This window comes from Syntrophotalea sp. (assembly GCF_050253115.1).
GTDB lineage: Bacteria > Desulfobacterota > Desulfuromonadia > Desulfuromonadales > Syntrophotaleaceae > Syntrophotalea > Syntrophotalea acetylenica.
Genome location: NZ_JBFWJQ010000053.1, coordinates 1 through 12,880, shown reverse-complemented (window position 1 = coordinate 12,880; position 12,880 = coordinate 1). Strand labels below are relative to the sequence as shown.

Annotated in this window: 16 protein-coding genes; 8 read left to right on the top strand and 8 right to left on the bottom strand. The window is 56.9% G+C overall.

Going from position 1 to position 12,880, the window contains the following annotated elements; translation table 11 throughout:
* The 6 genes from AB7E65_RS07425 to yihA all read right to left on the bottom strand — a co-directional run.
* The coding region (locus AB7E65_RS07425; protein WP_428745566.1) for a hypothetical protein at positions 1–207 on the bottom strand (207 nt) is incomplete at its 3' end.
* A gap of 218 nt (positions 208–425) precedes the next feature.
* Positions 426–1,583, bottom strand: a complete 1,158-nt coding sequence (locus AB7E65_RS07420) for a hypothetical protein (RefSeq protein ID WP_072286871.1) — start codon at positions 1,581–1,583, stop codon at positions 426–428.
* A gap of 103 nt (positions 1,584–1,686) precedes the next feature.
* The gene (gene cbiE / locus AB7E65_RS07415; RefSeq protein WP_428745565.1) at positions 1,687–2,898 is read right to left on the bottom strand and encodes a precorrin-6y C5,15-methyltransferase (decarboxylating) subunit CbiE; all 1,212 of its coding nucleotides are present in this window, start codon (positions 2,896–2,898) and stop codon (positions 1,687–1,689) included.
* Positions 2,899–3,061: 163 nt separating this feature from the next.
* Entirely contained in the window at positions 3,062–3,457 is a 396-nt protein-coding gene (locus AB7E65_RS07410) for a sirohydrochlorin chelatase (RefSeq protein ID WP_072286870.1), read from the bottom strand.
* An 11-nt stretch (positions 3,458–3,468) separates the two neighbouring features.
* Complete coding sequence (gene cobC / locus AB7E65_RS07405) at positions 3,469–4,110, bottom strand: alpha-ribazole phosphatase (RefSeq protein ID WP_072286869.1); 642 nt, start codon at positions 4,108–4,110, stop codon at positions 3,469–3,471.
* Positions 4,111–4,113: 3 nt separating this feature from the next.
* The gene (gene yihA / locus AB7E65_RS07400; protein WP_072288103.1) at positions 4,114–4,743 is read right to left on the bottom strand and encodes a ribosome biogenesis GTP-binding protein YihA/YsxC; all 630 of its coding nucleotides are present in this window, start codon (positions 4,741–4,743) and stop codon (positions 4,114–4,116) included.
* 358 nt (positions 4,744–5,101) lie between these two features.
* On the opposite strand from yihA, the gene AB7E65_RS07395 reads away from it, so the two are divergent.
* From AB7E65_RS07395 to AB7E65_RS07365, 7 genes are all read left to right on the top strand, one after another.
* Complete coding sequence (locus tag AB7E65_RS07395; RefSeq protein WP_072286868.1) at positions 5,102–5,605, top strand: ferritin-like domain-containing protein; 504 nt, start codon at positions 5,102–5,104, stop codon at positions 5,603–5,605.
* A gap of 467 nt (positions 5,606–6,072) precedes the next feature.
* A complete protein-coding gene (locus AB7E65_RS07390; protein WP_428745564.1) occupies positions 6,073–6,666 on the top strand; it encodes an arylesterase in 594 nt (197 codons plus the stop codon).
* Positions 6,667–6,753: 87 nt separating this feature from the next.
* On the top strand, positions 6,754–7,224 hold the full coding sequence (locus tag AB7E65_RS07385) for an RT0821/Lpp0805 family surface protein (RefSeq protein WP_320360418.1): 471 nt from the start codon (positions 6,754–6,756) through the stop codon (positions 7,222–7,224).
* Positions 7,225–7,360: 136 nt separating this feature from the next.
* Entirely contained in the window at positions 7,361–8,521 is a 1,161-nt protein-coding gene (locus AB7E65_RS07380) for an ABC transporter permease (RefSeq protein WP_083558645.1), read from the top strand.
* 4 nt (positions 8,522–8,525) lie between these two features.
* On the top strand, positions 8,526–9,320 hold the full coding sequence (locus AB7E65_RS07375) for an ABC transporter ATP-binding protein (protein WP_072286865.1): 795 nt from the start codon (positions 8,526–8,528) through the stop codon (positions 9,318–9,320).
* On the top strand, positions 9,317–10,303 hold the full coding sequence (locus AB7E65_RS07370) for an MlaD family protein (RefSeq protein WP_072286864.1): 987 nt from the start codon (positions 9,317–9,319) through the stop codon (positions 10,301–10,303). The genes AB7E65_RS07375 and AB7E65_RS07370 overlap by 4 nt, the downstream gene beginning before the upstream one ends.
* Positions 10,300–10,932 (top strand): ABC-type transport auxiliary lipoprotein family protein, encoded by a 633-nt coding sequence (locus AB7E65_RS07365; protein ID WP_428745563.1) that lies wholly within the window; start codon positions 10,300–10,302, stop codon positions 10,930–10,932. Before AB7E65_RS07370 ends, AB7E65_RS07365 begins: the two co-directional genes overlap by 4 nt.
* Here the strand turns inward: AB7E65_RS07365 and AB7E65_RS07360 are convergent.
* The gene (locus tag AB7E65_RS07360; RefSeq protein WP_428745562.1) at positions 10,917–11,411 is read right to left on the bottom strand and encodes a dihydrofolate reductase; all 495 of its coding nucleotides are present in this window, start codon (positions 11,409–11,411) and stop codon (positions 10,917–10,919) included. The genes AB7E65_RS07365 and AB7E65_RS07360 overlap by 16 nt on opposite strands.
* Before the next feature lie 340 nt (positions 11,412–11,751).
* Between AB7E65_RS07360 and AB7E65_RS07355 the strand changes: the two genes are divergently transcribed.
* Positions 11,752–12,018: a hypothetical protein gene (locus AB7E65_RS07355; RefSeq protein ID WP_428745561.1), complete on the top strand. Its 267-nt coding sequence runs from the start codon at positions 11,752–11,754 to the stop codon at positions 12,016–12,018.
* A gap of 258 nt (positions 12,019–12,276) precedes the next feature.
* Here the strand turns inward: AB7E65_RS07355 and AB7E65_RS07350 are convergent, their stop codons facing one another.
* The gene (locus AB7E65_RS07350) at positions 12,277–12,678 is read right to left on the bottom strand and encodes a hypothetical protein (RefSeq protein WP_428745560.1); all 402 of its coding nucleotides are present in this window, start codon (positions 12,676–12,678) and stop codon (positions 12,277–12,279) included.
* Between the last annotated feature and the right edge of the window lie 202 nt (positions 12,679–12,880).

Sequence of the window (12,880 nt, the reverse complement as noted above, 5' to 3'; positions counted from 1 at the left end):
GAAATGGACATATTGTCCATAAATATTCTGCAGTAAAAGGGTCTGATCCGGCTGTCTGACCAACAGGGCTCCGGCCAATCTGACACATTGCCCCTTGAATTCAACAAAAGGTTCCAGATGCTCGCAGGCGGCGTCGAAGCGCGCCTTGTCGACCGGATGCATATCTCCCTGGTCATCGAACCTAAACATACGTACTTCAATCTCCATGTCATGTCTCCCTGATGTAACTTGAAAAAATTTCCAGGACAGTTTGCACACCGGACCGGACGGCGATCACGGACCGAACCTGCTCCTTATGCATGGTATAAATAGCAGCCGTAGCCGTTCCGGAGCAATTTAAAAAGATCTTGCATCGCAAAGCGATTGCCGAAGCCGAACCAGCGGTTCCGCATAAACAGCATCAGACCGCCGGCGGTTTGAACGCGTCAGGGCAGCACCGCGACAGACCGGCAGGCGGGGCAGCGCATGCGCTTTCCGGAAAGCCGCATGGGGTAGGCAATCTTACGGCCACAGGCACTGCAACGCGCCACCCCCACTTCGGGTTGATCCGGGTTGCCGGGCAACGGAATCAGACAAGTCTCCTGACCGGGAACCGGCGAAGGCATGGCCGGTTCAGGCGGCACCTCGGCGCCAGCATCCAGCGGTCCGACACTCGGCGCCTGCCTCGAAAGGGAATCGTCCTCGTCCATGTCTTCCTCAAAAACGGGCTCCTCGCTGTCACGAGTCTCGGCCATGTCCGGCGGTGAATCGTCGACGAATTCATCCGGCATCCCGGCCGCTTGCTCGACAAAGGCCGCTTCAACCGCATCGGCATCCGTGGATGCGCTTCCGGAATGGGTAACGTTGAACTCGAATCGGGACGCCGACTCCGGGTCGCCTGCCGCGAACGCCACCGGTTCGACGGCGGGTTCCAGATCTGCCACTGCGCCGGCATCAGGCACGACAAACTGGAAGGCACCTTCAGACACCCCGGCACTTTCGAAGGGTTCCGCGGCATCCGCTTCAGCATCCGCCCCGGACTCAACCAGCGGCTCGGGTGCAACCTCTTCATTTTCCCCGGAAAATTCGGGACCGATGCCAATGGCACCCATTTCTTCCCCAGAAGCCGCTCCGGTCCCTGCATCGAAAAGGTCTTCGGCGTCGGACATCGGCTCCGCGGCGGTTTCCGTCACACTATGCGGGGCCATCTCTTCGACGTCTGCCGAAAAATAACCCTCGGCATCCGCCAAATCCTTCGTTTCCGGAACGGCGCCAGCCAGACTTGACGCAACGGAAGCCGGCAATTCATCAGGAATCGGGGCAACGCCGGATGGAACCATTTCGGATGGCTCACCCTTATAAGCCCGCTGCTCTCCTTCCGGAACAGGCATGCTCGGCAGCGGGACCTCACTCTGCGCTGCATCCGCACGGTCGGCAAGCTGCTGAATGGCCTCGCGAACCGCGGACAACTCGGAACAAATGGCGGCCAGCAGCTTGCCGGTCCGGCGATAAAGCAAGCCGATCAGCACCAGCAGCATGACGCCAATTAGCAACAGCAAGCCTTGCGGCCCGGTCAGCAAAGCCAACATATCCTGCGGGTTCATAATCCATCCTCCTTGAATCCGGAATCTGAAAAAACCGACTTATCTGTCCTCCGTCCCGGAATTTAACGGCCACAGCCGCGCGCGACATCCCCGGCCGGGAGAATTATTCCTTATCGGCCACCAAAACAAACACGGGGTTGAACGCCTCGAACATCTTGTAATCGGTTGCCGGGCGAGTGCGCGCAATGTTGACGCTGGTCACCTCGACCCGGTATCCGGCATTTTCCAGAAACTCGCTGGCGGCAGCAAGGGTGTCCAGGGTAATAGCGTTCACCACGATCCGGCCGCCGGCCGCCAGGCGCTGATCCACCACGCTCAGGATCGCCCACAGACTGCCGCCCGATCCCCCAATGAAAACGCGGTCCGGATCCGGCAACCGTTCGAGGCAGCCAGGCGCTTCCCCTTCCACAACGGTAACATGCCGGGAATGAAATTTGCGCAGGTTCTCCCGGATGAACCGCTGATACTGTTCATTCTGTTCAATGGCGTACACTCTGCCATCAGGCATCAGGCGATCGGCCTCGATGCTTACGGAACCCGAACCTGCGCCAATATCCCACAACACCATATCCTGGCAAAGCCTCAGCTTGGCCAGGGTTACCGCCCGCACCTCTTCCCGGGTGATCTGCTTTTTGATGGCGCTGAAAGCTTCGTCGGCAATGCCCAGCACCGGCCGCGATGCTTCGGCGAGGGCTTCGTATTGCTTTACCAGCACCAGCACATTGAGAGGCGCGGCCGGCTCGGCCGGCAATCCGGCCACATCGGTGCGCACGATACGTTCTTGTGGGGTGCCGAGGTTTTCGCAAAGATAAGCGGCATACCCTTCGTGCCCCCGCGCAAGCATTTCACGGGCGATAACGGCGGGAGTATTCCGGGCATCGGTCAAAAGCGCAACCTTGTCACTGGCAATAATGCGATCTGCCACATCCTCGGGCTCATGTCCCTTGCAGGAAAGAAAAACCGCATCGTCCCATGGCAAGCCGAGTTTAGCAAACGCATACTGAACGGAACTGACATTGGGCACGAATTCCAACTCATCTTCCCGAAAATTGCGCAGCAATTGCCGGCCGATGCCAAAAAACAGCGGGTCACCCGATGCCAGCACCACTGCGGGCCCCTCGCAGGTCTTGAGGCGATTGACTACTTCGGAAAAATCCTGATCGATATCGATCTTTTCGCCGGGAAAGTCCGGAAACAGCGACAGCAGTCTTGCGCGGCCAAACAGAACATGGGCCTGTCCAATAATGTCCAGAGCGCGGCGACTGAAACCCTCCTGCCCTTCAACTCCGGCACCGATGACATAAATTTTTTTCATATCCGCCATTCTCTTCCTGCGACAGTCGGAAGCATTCGCTGGAAAAAGCTACTCTGGTATCCATCCGCAAACTCCGGATGAAAACTACTCTAACGATCGCACTTGTCTTCGTCAAGCAGAGCAATACGCCGGGGAAACAGACAGCCTCTCCCTGTGCGCTGGGTCAATCAAGCCAATGCGCAGTTTCCGCGGCTTCCAGAAACAACGTACTCACCACCTCTCCTAGAGCGGGGTGCCCGCCAAGAAATTCAGCCTGCACAATCTGCAGTTCGGGATAGCGGCGCCGCGCCGAAGCAATCGCCGCCGGAAGGTCGGCGGTAACATGCATGCCAGGCAACAAAAAAAACGGTATAATCACCAACCTTCGCTCACCCGCGGCATAACAGCTTGCCAGTGCCGCCGAGAAACTCGGGCTGCCGTGCTCCAGAAATGCCACATCGACCCTGGTGGCACCAGACAACCGCTGGCGAACCTGGATGGCAACCTTTCGCAAAACATCGGCAGCCTGGGGCCGGCGTGAACCATGTCCTACAATCACAACAGCAGGGTATTTGGCCATCGAATCCCTCGTCAGCCGTTCAGCAATTGCACAGTACAGCGACCGCCTTCATAGTAATCTATGATATTAAGGCATCCATAGGACTGCTCAAGGCGAAACGCGGATCGCAACGGAGCGTCCAGGGCATCGAGCAGAATCACCCGGTTGACCGCCCCGTGGGCGACAACCACCATTTCGGCACCGGCATGGGCGGCCAGCGCAGCCTGCATGGCCGGAAGCACCCGCCGGGAAAGGTCCAGCAGACTTTCCCCCCCGGGAACCCGGTAATGTACGATATCCCCGAGCCTCGCAGCCCATTGCTCTGGAAAACGCCGCTGCAATTCCTGCCAGGTGACACCCTGCCATTGACCGATGTTCAGTTCTCGCAAAGCCGGCAGTGGCACGGGATCCAGGCCATGGGCTCGTCCCAGCAGCCTGGCTCCGTCCAGACAACGGCTCAGGTCGCTGCTGAAAATCGCGGCCAGAGGGCGATCCCGAAGTCTTTGCTGCAGAACCCGGTATTGCTCCCACCCCAGCGGCGTCAGGCCGACATCGTCCTGTCCGTTGTAACGCCGCTCTTCGTGGCCCTCCACCTGCCCGTGCCGTATCAGGTAAACACGGGTGCGGGAGCCGCTGGTGCTTGATTTCCGGTCGACACCGGCACGGTCCGCCACGGCTCAAACCTCTTCCCCGGAATCCGCGGGCAGTTCAGCATCAGACTCCGCGCAGGCAAGAGCCACCTCAATCCGTTGAAGGATATCCTCACGACCTTCGCGGGTCAGTGCGGAAAAAAACGAAAACGCCTCTTGCGGCAGTCCGGTGGCCTCGAGTATCGGGCGCATCTGCGCGCCGCGACGGTTTCTGCTGACCTTATCGACCTTGGTAATGACCGGTATGGTGGGGATATCAAGCTCTTCCAGCCAGTCGAGCAACTGCAGTTCCTCGTCCCTGGGCACACGGCGGATATCGAAGAGCAGGATCACCGCCTTGAGGTTGGCGCGATTCTCCAGATAGGTGCGAGCCATAATGCCCCAGTCCTTCTTGACGGCCAAAGGCACCTTGGCAAAACCGAAACCGGGCAGGTCGACAAGGGTGAACTGCTCATTTACGGAAAAGAAGTTGAGCATCTGGGTGCGGCCGGGTGTAGCGGAAGTTCTTACCAGCCCACGGCGATTGACAAGAACATTGATCAGGGAGCTTTTCCCGACATTGCTGCGGCCGGCAAACGCAATTTCCGGTAAATTGTCCGAAGGATAGCCTTCGGGTCGGGCAGCCCCCTTGATGAATTCGGCGGATTTAATCTGCAACGTCATTTTTCTCCTGACTGGAACACCTGTTCGAAGGCTCTTGCGAACGATATCGCAACAACCGGGTGAATACAACAAAAACGGCCAATTAGCTTTTAAAAAACAGCTCATATTACGCAATGCAGGGGTCGGACCGCGCCCTACTCGGACTTTACGGACAACGGCGAATGGATACCCCTGGCCTGCCATGCCTCTCTCGAATCTGCTGTGACAGCATAACCCGTCAGGCCAAAGGAAGTCCACGTCGGCCTGCCCCGCCGCCCCAAGCATCACTGAAACCGTTGACAACTGTGGTATTTGGGATAATTGTTAAGCATGAGCATAGCGAAAAAGCCTTGTTCCCAACAAGGAGGCAACCATGCCCAAATTAAGCGATGCCGCAATTCAGGAAGCCATCAAGGATTCTCTGCAAACCGAAAAAAATGCGATGAATTTTTATCGTATGGCCGGCGGCCTGGTGCAACGCCCGCAGGCGAAACAACTTTTTGAATTGCTGGCCGGCGAGGAACGGGACCATGCCCGCCATTTCTACAATCTCTATCAGGGGACAGACCTTCCGCCCTTTGACGAATATATGGAGCAGAACCTGAAACATGACCGGGAATACCTGCTGCAGCAGGAAAAGGCCCTGCTCAGCGACCTGCGCATACGCAAAGCCATGGAACTGGCGATGGAAAAGGAACAGGCCCTGGAAAAACACCTGCGGGCGCAGGCTGACAGAATCGTCGATGAAGAAGTCCGGAACATTTACCTTGATAATGCGGAGTCGACCCGCCGGCATTATCTCATGATCGAATCCGAGTACGCACACCTGATGGGCATGGTACATGAAACGGACATCGACACCTTTGTGCGGGAATAAAACCTACCACAGAAAATATTGATTTTCTGTGGTAAAATAATGTTGCAGAGCAGGTGGTTGCAACCACCTGAAAGCGAAAACCGGCATTGCGCGGTCTCATGCCAGAAGCCTTGTCTTCCCATCCGTCGGGCACCATTGGGAAGGGCACGCCAAAGCGGGTCTGTAAATGAGCCGCCAGGCAACCCCGGAAAAAGGGCGCTCGTCGAATTGGCAAAAAGCTGACCGTGGCAATGCCGGCGTTTTTTGTGTTTGTGGACGAAGTTTCTTCTTCGGCCTCCCGTCGCTTCTCCTGAAAACGGATGCCTTCGCTCCGTATCAATTCGCCAAGTTACCGGAATGATTTGCCTTGCCCTGCCCGGCTGGATTATAGTAGGAGTCAATCGCGTCTTTTAACGGTTGTTTTTCTCCTGATGATATTCGCGCACACGAGGATTGACGTTTTTCCGGTTGGCGCCAGGGAGACTGTCATGCCCAAGCAACCTGTTCGCATCCTGGCCTTTGGCGACAGCCTCACGGCGGGCTGGGGACTGCAACCATCCAAAACTGTTCCAGCCTGCCTGGAAAGCACCCTGATAAAAGAAGGTTTCGATGTTTCCTTCATCAACGCCGGCGTTCCCGGCGAAACGACCGAGGGGGGAATCCGACGCTTTGAAAAAGCACTGGGCTGTAACCCTGATCTGGTCATCCTGGAATTGGGAGCCAATGACAATCTGCAAGCCCTGCCGCTCACTGTAACAAAAACCAACCTCGACGCCATGCTCGGCATCCTGGCCGCCAGAAACATTCCGGCGCTGTTTGCCGGCATCCGACCGTTGCGTGACCTGGGACCGGATACCAATTTTCGTTTTGTGTCGCTGTTCCATGAACTTGCCAGCCGTCATGCGGTGCCCTTCTATCCCGACTATCTCGACGGCGTGGCGGGCAACCCAATGTTGCTGCAAAAGGATGGCCTGCATCCCAATGCCAGGGGCGCCCGGGAAATCGCCAAACGCCTGCGGCCTTTGGTCATCGACATGCTGCGTGCTCTGGAAGGCTCAGCCCCCGCCGGGTCGCAGCCTTGACAGTCCACCGGGGACGGTTATGGTTAGACAAGAATATCAAGCGGCGCTGACGGCCGCAAATCCAGCCTTTTTATCGGGGAGGATGTCATGAAAAAAACCGTTTCTGCGTGCTGCGCATTTCTGCTCCTGCTTAGCGGTTGTTATGGGACCATGGGGTCGAAGGAAACCGGCGGCACACTGATCGGAGCCGGAACCGGCGCCCTGATCGGATCGCAGATCGGGGGCGGGCGCGGCACCCTGGTCGCCGTCGCTGTCGGCACCCTGGCCGGCGCCCTGCTTGGCCAGGAAGTAGGCAAGTCCCTTGATCGCGCGGACCAGCTGGCCATGCAGCAAAATGCCCAGTATGCCCTTGAATACACGCCGACCCGCCAATCCACAAGCTGGCGCAACCCTGACTCGGGCAATTACGGCAGCATTACACCGATTGAAACCTACCAGACGCCCGGCGGACAGTATTGCCGCGAGTATCTGCAGAACGTGATCATCGGCGGACAGCAGCAGCAAGCTTACGGCACGGCCTGTCGCCAACCGGATGGCACATGGAAAATCATCCGCTGACCGGAGCTGCCTGACACGAACCTGAAACACGCCGGGGTTTATCCTGTGGCTGTTGACCGGCAAGGCAACCCATGCGCGGAACTTCCGGCGGCATCCACGGCGGAATCACCCGGCCATGCTTACAACAGGCGGATGCATGAGCAAGCCCACCCGGAAAATCGACCTCCCCTCTTTTGCCGGTGACGCATGCCAAATCCTGGCCAGCGATGCCGAAGTGCTGGCACTGTCCTTCGGCTCCAGACTGGATGCGGAAACCGTGTCCTTGTTGTGGGACCCCCTTGACGAAATTCTGGAAAGAACCTCTCCACGGATTCTGCGCATTGAAGCCAGCCGTCTGGAGCACTGCGATGGCGCCGGCTTCGGTTTGCTGATGGAACTGGCACGAAGGCAGATACGCCGCGATGCGCAATACGAGCTGACCGGATTGAAAGAAAAATTCGCCGGGCTGTGGACACTTTACCGGCCCGAGGATTTCACCCGGCTTCGCGCCAGCCGGCCACAACCCTGCTGCCTGCCGGAAGAGGCCGGACGCCTTGCTTATCAGGCGTGGGAGGGCATACGCGACATGGTGCGATTTACCGGCGAACTGGCCGTGGCACTGTTCCGCGCCGCACGACAGCCTCGCACGATCCGATGGTCCGAAGTCTGGCTGACCATGGAAAAAGCCGGCGTCAACGCTTTGTTCATCGTCGGCCTCATCAGTTTCCTGATCGGCTTGATCATGGCTTTTCAAGCCACCATTCCCATGCGCCAGTTCGGCGTGGAAATCTACGTCGCCAACCTCACGGCGTTGTCGATGCTGCGCGAACTCGGTCCGCTAATGACCGCCCTGCTGCTTGCCGGGCGTTCGGGCTCGGCCTTCGCTGCGGAACTGGGAACCATGAAAATCAACGAGGAAATCGACGCCTTGACTACCATGGGGCTGGCTCCGATACCCTTTTTGGTTGTTACCCGGGTGCTGGCAACCATCATCGTGCTGCCCCTGCTGACCCTGTTTGCCAACTTCATGGGACTGGTTGGCGGTGCCGTGGTCCTTCTGTCTTTGGGCTATCCGCTGGTTTCCTACATCAACCAGATCCAGTCAGCCGCCAATCTCGGCGACCTGGTGGGTGGCCTGGCCAAAACCATTGTATTCGCTCTGATCGTCGCTGGCGTAGGCTGCCTTTACGGTCTGAAAACCCGTAGCGGTGCCAGCGCCGTAGGGGATGCGGCCACCCGCGCTGTCGTTTCCGGCATTATCCTGATCGTCATCACCGACGGATTGTTCGCCGTAGCCTACTACTATCTCGGGATCTGACCCCATGGCTCAAACGCGCGACCGCATTATAGAGGCACGAAATTTAACCGTCGGATACGGCGCCACACCGATCCTGCAGAACCTGTCCTTCGACGTCCAACAAGGGGAAGTCTTCGTCATACTGGGGGGCTCCGGGTGCGGGAAAAGCACTCTGCTGAAAAACATGATCGGACTGTATCAACCCATGGATGGACAGCTTCTGATCAATGGCAAGGATCTATGGCAAACCGAGGGTACCCTGCGAAAAGAACTGCTACGCTGCTTTGGCGTCATGTATCAGAACGGTGCCCTTTTCGGCTCTTTGACCGTCATGGAAAACGTACGGCTGCCATTGGAAGAATTTACCCATCTGCCCAGTGCGGCCATGGACCTTATCGCCGCGATGAAGCTGCAACTGGTCGGCCTTGGCGGTTTCGGGCATTACCTGCCCGCGGAACTGAGCGGCGGCATGCGCAAACGGGCCGCCATCGCCCGCGCCATGATACTCGACCCCCAGATTCTGTTTCTTGACGAACCGACGGCAGGCCTCGATCCTGTCATGTCCGCGGAAATGGACCAGCTTATTTTACAGCTGGCGCAAAGTCTGGCCATGACCTTTGTTATCGTTACCCATGAACTGCCGAGCATCTATGCCATTGCCGACCGCGTCATTATGCTGGACCATAAGACCAAAAGCATTGTCGCCGCCGGACCACCGCAGCAGCTGCGCGATGCCAGCAGCGATCCTTTGGTGCGGGCCTTTTTCCATCGGGAACCCATGCTCCCGAGCAAGCCACAGGAAGGAAGAACCGTCCCATGAGTGAACGGGCCAACTATGTCAAGATCGGATTGTTCGTCATTGGTGCCAGCCTTATCGCCGTGGTGTCGCTTATTGTTCTGGGTGCTGGCAACCTGTTTCAGAAACGGATTCTGGTTGAGACCTATTTCGATGAATCGGTCCAGGGCCTCGACATCGGCTCGGCCGTGAAACTGCGGGGAGTCCAGGTCGGCAAAGTTGAGGCGATCACCCTGGTTGATTCCGTATACGACACCAACAAACGTTATGTGCTGGTGCGCATTGCCCTGGCATCCAGTTCCCTGGGGCGCACCGCCAAAGTGGTTCAGCGAGGGCTGCAGGCCGAGACCGATCAGGGGCTGCGTTTTCGCCTGGCCTTTCAGGGAGTGACCGGCATGGCCTTTCTGGAAGCGGATTACCTGCCGTCCGATCAGCTGCCCGGCCTCAAGATCGACTGGCAACCGATATACCCCTATATTCCCTCGGCGCCGAGCAACATCACTCGCTACACCGAGGCTATCGATAAAATCCTCAAGAATCTCGACAGTCTCGATATCGCCGCAGTCAGCAGCGGCATCAGGCAGGCTGTCGCCGCCCTCAACCAGGCCATGCAGGAAGCGCATATCTCGCAGATCAGCGACGAGTCTTTAGCATTGTTGAAGGAACTGCGGACCACCAACAATCGTATCGATACTCTGCTAGCCGGCGGGCAAGCTCCCCTGCAGCAGTTTTTCGCCACCCTTCCGGAACTGTCACGCTCCCTGTCACACAGCGCCCGCCAGCTTGAAACCCTGACAACCGAACTCCCCCGGGAGCTGGCGCCCCTGGGACAGAGCCTGCGGCAGATAAGCGCCCTGCTGACCGCTGAACAGCAGACCATTGAAACCACGCTGAGCAACTTTCGGCAGACCTCGGAAAACCTGCTCGACATGTCGGAAAATGCCCGCGACTATCCCGCCCAGACAATATTCGGAGCGCCGCCAGCCCCCGTGGAGTCTTTGAAATGAACTCAAATATATCTCGCATCCTGGTGTGTATGATGATAAGCGGATGGCTGCTGACCGGGTGCCTGCGCCTTGGCGAGCGCCCCGCGGAACGCATCAGCTATGTGTTTACGGCGGAGCGCCCGGGAAAACCTGGTGAAAAGAGCGGATCCGCCGTACTGCAGGTCACGCCCATGCGCATTTCCCCACGATTCAACAGCCGCAGCTTTGTGTATCGCAAAGGGGCATCGCGATACCAGACGGACTACTACCATCAGTTTCTGATCGCGCCCGCCAGTCTGATCCAGGAAGAGGTGGTACATTGGCTGGCGGCAAGTCCCGGCCTGTCGATGGCAGGAGCATCGGCGGGGCCCCTGCCTCCCGACTATCTGCTGCAGGGACATATCATCGATCTGTATGCCGATTACCGTCAGGAACAGCCTTCAGCCATTCTGGAAATCGCGTTTTTACTCCTCGAACATCCTGCCGTGGAAAACCCGGTCCTTCTCAGGCGCCGCTATCGGAGTGAAATCCCCGCAGGCCACAACTCACCCGACGCCCTCATCAAGGCATGGGACTGCGCATTGACCCGGATACTGGAAAACCTGGAAAGAGATCTGATCGTTGCCATCGAGGATCATCGGCGCCGATAAACGACGTGGCGGAATTCAGCATACGCCTGTTCCGAAACGACAAGCCATTCGTCCTGCCGCACAGGTGGGAAAAAGCAGTCACCCGGATACGCCTTATCGATCCAGGAAATATGCATGCGGTGTGCAATCGCAAGTGCCTGGCGATAAACGTCCCGTCCGCCGATAAAAAACACTTTTTGCGACTCCTGGCCAGCCCGCCGCACAGCACTGTCGAAATCCCTGCACACCATGACGCCAGGGACCGGAGGCATACCGCGGCTGACGACAATGTTAGTGCGTCCCGGCAGGGGGCGTCCCAGCGAAATAAAGGTTTTCCTTCCCATGATCAGGCAATGTCCCATGGTAAGACGGCGAAACAGAGCCAACTCCTCGGGGATATGCCATGGAAGTTTTCCATGCTGGCCGATGATGCCGCTACGGGTCATGGCCGCGATAATAATCAGCTCAACGTCATACATGGCGCACCGTTTATAAGACACTTCTCACCGCCAGCAGTTCCCCTCGCCTATCCTGCAGGGGGCACAGACGGGGATCTGTTGATTTTCTGTTGAAGTCATATGACACAAGGTTGCCCCCACCCTTTTTGCTGATCGCTTAAATCCAGGGGTTTATTTCAGGTCCGCTTGCCGGCTGTTCAAGGATTGATACAATCTCCATGGGTTTTATTACCGACAGGAAAATCCTGGATATGTCTGCAGGCAGATTTTTGCAAGGCCTGCGCAAAGCATAAAACGGGATGAAGAGACAACGGCCAGGCAGCCTTTTGCAGGCCTCAGAATTGTATCGGACGGCAGGTTTTCCAACCGAAAGGAGAACGACATGGCACAGGACCACCATTTCATACTCGGAGTTCACGTGGACAATCGCATCAAACGCGCATCCGACGTTCAGCAATTACTGACCGATTATGGTTGCAACATTAAAACCCGCATCGGACTGCATGAAGTTACAGGAAATTTCTGCGCGGGGTTCGGCCTGATTCTTCTGGAAATGATCGGCGAAACCGAAAAGATCGAGAAACTCGCCGAAAAGCTCGAAAAGATCGAAGGTGTTTCGGTACAACGCATGGTCTTTGAACATCCATAGATAGTATCCATCCGGAAACTCCGGATGGATACCAGCGTAGTTTTCATATGGGAAACGAGCAATTTTTCGTTGTGGCAAGGAAATCAAGGGGTTGCGCGGAGGCGTACATCGGTACGCCGCACAAGCAAGCCTGCGGATTGACGCCGCCACGGCGGAAAAGGGCCGTTTCCGGATGAAAACTAGATAAATCATGGCGGAAGGCGGCAACCTTTTGCCGCCTTTCCTTTCCATGGTTTCGGATGGATCTCTAACGCCTGCTCACTCAAGTACCCGCCTGTGCAGCAAGGACCAATGTCTGTATTTGCGCGGCATATGGCTTCCCGTTGCACCAATAATCATGGCCGCCCACAGCAACTGTTCGGCAAACTGCAGCCACAGGTGCAGCAAGACGACACAACCGACATGCAGCATGGCCATGATGCCTGCCCCCTGATAAGGCCAGTGTCTTGTCTGGTATAACTCCGAAGCCACCAGACCGAGGCCGGTAACAACTGTCAGCCTGCCCCAGAAATGCAAATCACTGAGCGGTTGATTAAAAATGACGCCGCCCAGCATAACCCCGGCAACTCCGATATGCAGGCTGCGAAACATTATATCCAGCGCCCGCGCCCAACCGGGACGAAAATATATCGATTTTTTTTGACCGTCTTTTTTATCCATGCCCACCTCCCTGGATTATACGTAACCCCTCTTGCGGAAAGGAATACATTTACACCAAAACGATTGCGATAAACAAGTCTGTCCTGAAACAAGGACATAAAAGACAGTGCAATAAAAACCCACCGGAACTGCAATGGTCCGCAAAAGGCTATTCAGAAACCTCAGAAAGAGCCTGGATAAAAAACGAAGTGGGTCTTTTCCC

Excerpts from the sequence above, each read along its gene's own strand:
- AB7E65_RS07420 (WP_072286871.1), bottom strand. The coding sequence starts at position 1,583 with ATGAACCCGCAGGATATGTTGGCTTTGCTGACCGGGCCGCAAGGCTTG.
- cbiE (WP_428745565.1), bottom strand. The coding sequence starts at position 2,898 with ATGAAAAAAATTTATGTCATCGGTGCCGGAGTTGAAGGGCAGGAGGGT.
- AB7E65_RS07410 (WP_072286870.1), bottom strand. The coding sequence starts at position 3,457 with ATGGCCAAATACCCTGCTGTTGTGATTGTAGGACATGGTTCACGCCGG.
- AB7E65_RS07395 (WP_072286868.1), top strand. The coding sequence starts at position 5,102 with ATGCCCAAATTAAGCGATGCCGCAATTCAGGAAGCCATCAAGGATTCT.
- AB7E65_RS07390 (WP_428745564.1), top strand. The coding sequence starts at position 6,073 with ATGCCCAAGCAACCTGTTCGCATCCTGGCCTTTGGCGACAGCCTCACG.
- AB7E65_RS07385 (WP_320360418.1), top strand. The coding sequence starts at position 6,754 with ATGAAAAAAACCGTTTCTGCGTGCTGCGCATTTCTGCTCCTGCTTAGC.
- AB7E65_RS07380 (WP_083558645.1), top strand. The coding sequence starts at position 7,361 with ATGAGCAAGCCCACCCGGAAAATCGACCTCCCCTCTTTTGCCGGTGAC.
- AB7E65_RS07375 (WP_072286865.1), top strand. The coding sequence starts at position 8,526 with ATGGCTCAAACGCGCGACCGCATTATAGAGGCACGAAATTTAACCGTC.
- AB7E65_RS07370 (WP_072286864.1), top strand. The coding sequence starts at position 9,317 with ATGAGTGAACGGGCCAACTATGTCAAGATCGGATTGTTCGTCATTGGT.
- AB7E65_RS07365 (WP_428745563.1), top strand. The coding sequence starts at position 10,300 with ATGAACTCAAATATATCTCGCATCCTGGTGTGTATGATGATAAGCGGA.
- AB7E65_RS07355 (WP_428745561.1), top strand. The coding sequence starts at position 11,752 with ATGGCACAGGACCACCATTTCATACTCGGAGTTCACGTGGACAATCGC.
- AB7E65_RS07350 (WP_428745560.1), bottom strand. The coding sequence starts at position 12,678 with ATGGATAAAAAAGACGGTCAAAAAAAATCGATATATTTTCGTCCCGGT.